This is a genomic window from Dietzia massiliensis (genome assembly GCF_018390595.1).
Lineage (GTDB): Bacteria > Actinomycetota > Actinomycetes > Mycobacteriales > Mycobacteriaceae > Dietzia > Dietzia massiliensis.
Map to the genome: position 1 here is coordinate 1 of NZ_JAHBAV010000106.1, position 3,379 is coordinate 3,379.

Below are 3,379 nucleotides of genomic sequence, written 5' to 3' on the forward strand. Positions count from 1 at the left end.
GACCCCGGAGCGGCGCGAGGCGTTCACCTCCACCACCGGCGAATACGGACACGGCCGCGCGTCATGCCCTGGATGAGGGCGCCCGCGATCATGCCGCCGACGAGGGCGCCGGTGCCGGAACCGCCGCGCCCGCCGCGCCCGCCGCGGCCGTAGGGGCCGTACGGGCCTCCGTAGCGGCCGGTGTATTGCGGCCGTGAGGCGTCGTCCTGGGCGAGCCGCAGCGCCTCGCGGGCGAGGTTGAGCGCCCGGTCGGCGGCGGGGAACGCGGCCGGACCGACCGTGGCCTCGGCCGTGGCGAGGGAGTTCTTCGCCGAGGCGAGCCGGGTGCGGGCGGCCTGACCGATCACGTACAAGCGGCTGCCGATGAAGTCGTCGGCCTCGCGGACCGCACCGGCCGCGCGGGTGAGGGCGGCCCGACGGGCGGCGCGTGCGCGGCCGGCGGCCTCGGCCTCGTGTCCGGCGGCGGCCAGTGCCTCGTCCAGTTCGCGGTCCACCTCGATGAGGCGGGAGAACGTCCCCAACGGGTCGGTCTGCCCGTCCCGGCGAGCGGCCTCGACGGCGTCACGACCGGCGGAGGCGGCAGCGGTGAGGTCGCGGCTCGTCGCGTCGCTGACGTCGGTGGAGGCGAGCAGTCGGGCGGCCATCTCCAGCTCCTCCTCGACCTCGGCGACGAGCGGCTCGAGGTCCCGTCGGGCGGTCGCGATGTCGTCGGCGGCGTGGTCCACGCCGTCGACCAGCTTCTCGGCGCGGGCGAGTTCGCCCTCGGCGGAGGTGATGGCGTCCACGGCCTCACCCTGCTCGCCGACCGGCCGGGCCAGCGCGACGCGGGCGCGGCCGGTCTCCGCTTCGGCGGCGTCGAGCAGCTGCTCGGCCAGCGAGAGGTTGTCGGCGATGGAGGTGAGCACCGCGGACGGGAACCGCTCGCGGAGGTCGGACATGGTCTTCTCGGCCTCGGGAAGCCGGGCGCGCAGGGCCACCGCGCGGCGCGTGAGCGCGTCCACGGAGGCGCCGCCGTTGATGAGCAGGTCACGCATCTCCGCGAACGCCGTCGCCTGGTCCTCCAGCCCGCGCTCGGCGCGTTCGGCGCGGGCGGCCACCTCGAGCAGCATCGCCCTGCGCTGATCGGGTGTCTCGGGGATGTCGTCGTCGAGCCGCTGGACGAGCCCGTGCGCGGCGGCGACCTCCGAGCGTGCCGCGTCGAGTGCGGCCCGGAAGGGCCTGGTGCGCAGGTCGCCGAACTCGCCGGTCGCGGTCTCGAGCGCGGTGGCGGAGGCGTCCACGGCCTGGTCGGCGTCCACGAGCCCGGCCCGGGCGCGGGCGTCGAGCACGTCGATCGGCAGGGCGGACATCCGTGCGGTGTCGTCACCGGGGATGTCGCGGGCGTCCTCCGCCTGCCGCGCGGTGCGGGCGGCGCGCCGTCGGCGGGTGACCAGGACCAGGACGACGACGAGGACGACGATCCCCGCGATCCCCGCGATAATCGCGAAGGGCGAGACCTCGGAGCCGGAGCCCTGCCGCTCGAGTCCGTCGGCGGCGCCGATGACAGCCCCGGCCCAGTCGTCGTCTGCCAGGCGCGGCTCGATGTCGCGGTCGGCGATCTGTTGGGCGGCCCGCTGGTCGTCGGCGGGGGAGCGCTCCGGGTCGTCGAACTCGAACCAGTACCTGCCGTCCTGCACGGCCACCACGAGCAGCGCGTCGGAGGCGCCCAGATCGGAGAGCTCCCGGGTCTGCCGCGACCACTCCTCGACCGGGATGCCGTCGAGGGTGTCGACGAAGGTCACCCACAGCTGGATCTGGTCGGTGGAGCGCAGTTCGGCCAGTCGGCTCTCCACGTCGCGGGAGTCGCCGCCGAGCACGCCCGCGGAGTCGGTGAGCTGCTGCCGCAGGTTCGACGGCGGCTCCGCGGCGGCGGTCGGGGAACCCCACGCCGTCAGGCAGACCAGGAGCGCGGCGAGCAGCGAGACCGCCGCGAGGTGAAGGCGGCGGAGGGCGACGGGGGTGGCCGGACGGGGTGAAGCGGCGATCATGAGCCCAGCGTATCGGCCCCGGAGAGGGGCCACGCCGGTCCGCCGCGCGGGCGGCTACTCTGGGCGCATGGCAGGGCGGATTCCGGAGCAGGACATCGCCGCGATCCGCGAACGCACCCGTATCGAGGAGATCGTCGGCGAGTACGTGGCGCTGAAGCCGGCGGGCGCGGACTCGCTCAAGGGGCTGTCCCCGTTCAAGGACGAGAAGACCCCCTCGTTCCACGTGCGTCCGCAACACGGCTACTTCCACTGTTTCTCCACGGGTGAGGGCGGTGATGTCTTCGCGTTCCTCATGAAGATGGAGCACATCGGTTTCGTCGAGGCGGTCGAGCAGCTGGCCGACCGGATCGGGTACCGCATCTCCTACGAGGGCGGCGGGCAGGTGGTCCAGCGCGACCGCGGCACGCGCTCCCGGCTGGCGCAGGCCAACGCGGCGGCGCAGAAGTTCTACGCGGAGCGGCTCGCGCAGGACCCGGAGGCCGAGACGGCGCGGACGTTCCTCACCGACCGCGGCTTCGACATGGCGCAGGCGCAGCACTTCGGCTGCGGGTACGCCCCCGCCGGCTGGGACACCATGAGCAAGCACCTCATGCGGCAGGGCTTCGAGCCCAAGGAGCTGGAGGCGGCGGGGCTGTCCAAGACCAGTTCGCGGGGGACGCTCATCGATCGCTTCCACCGCCGGCTGCTGTGGCCGATCCGCAACCTGGCCGGCGAGGTGATCGGCTTCGGTGCGCGCAAGCTGTTCGAGGACGACACCCTGGGCAAGTACATGAACACGCCCGAGACCATGCTCTACAAGAAGTCGCAGGTGCTGTTCGGGCTGGACCTGGCCAAGCGGGAGATCGCCTCGCAGCGGCGCGCGGTGGTGGTCGAGGGCTACACGGACGTCATGGCGATGCACGCGGCGGGCGTGACCACGGCGGTCGCGGCGTGTGGCACGGCGTTCGGCGAGGATCACCTGTCCACGTTGCGGCGGCTGATGCTCGACGACAACTACTTCCGCGGCGAGATCATCTACACCTTCGACGGTGACGAGGCGGGCAAGAAGGCCGCCCTGCGGGCGTTCTCGGGCGATCAGCAGTTCTCGGGCCGGACCTTCGTCGCGGTGGCCCCGCCGGGGCTCGACCCGTGTGATCTGCGTCAGACCAAGGGCGACGTCGCGGTGCGGGACCTGGTGTCGGCGCGGGTGCCGATGTTCGAGTTCGCGATCCGGTCGATGCTGGAGGACTACGACCTGGACCACGCCGAGGGGCGCGTGGAGGCGCTGCGGCGCACGGTGCCGGTGGTGGCGGACATCCGCGACTCGTCACTGCGGGATGAGTATGCCCGTCAGCTCGCCGGGTGGGTGGGCT

Annotated in this window: 2 protein-coding genes; one reads left to right on the forward strand and one right to left on the reverse strand. The window is 73.2% G+C overall.

Going from position 1 to position 3,379, the window contains the following annotated elements; all coding sequences use genetic code 11:
* Positions 1–23: 23 nt before the first annotated feature.
* Positions 24–2,027: a TPM domain-containing protein gene (locus tag KHA85_RS16175; protein WP_213186591.1), complete on the reverse strand. Its 2,004-nt coding sequence runs from the start codon at positions 2,025–2,027 to the stop codon at positions 24–26.
* 67 nt (positions 2,028–2,094) lie between these two features.
* Here KHA85_RS16175 and dnaG point away from each other — a divergent pair.
* Positions 2,095–3,379, forward strand: a 1,285-nt coding sequence (gene dnaG / locus KHA85_RS16180; protein WP_213186592.1) for a DNA primase, incomplete at its 3' end; no start/stop codon positions are given.

Excerpts from the sequence above, each read along its gene's own strand:
- KHA85_RS16175 (WP_213186591.1), bottom strand. The coding sequence starts at position 2,027 with ATGATCGCCGCTTCACCCCGTCCGGCCACCCCCGTCGCCCTCCGCCGC.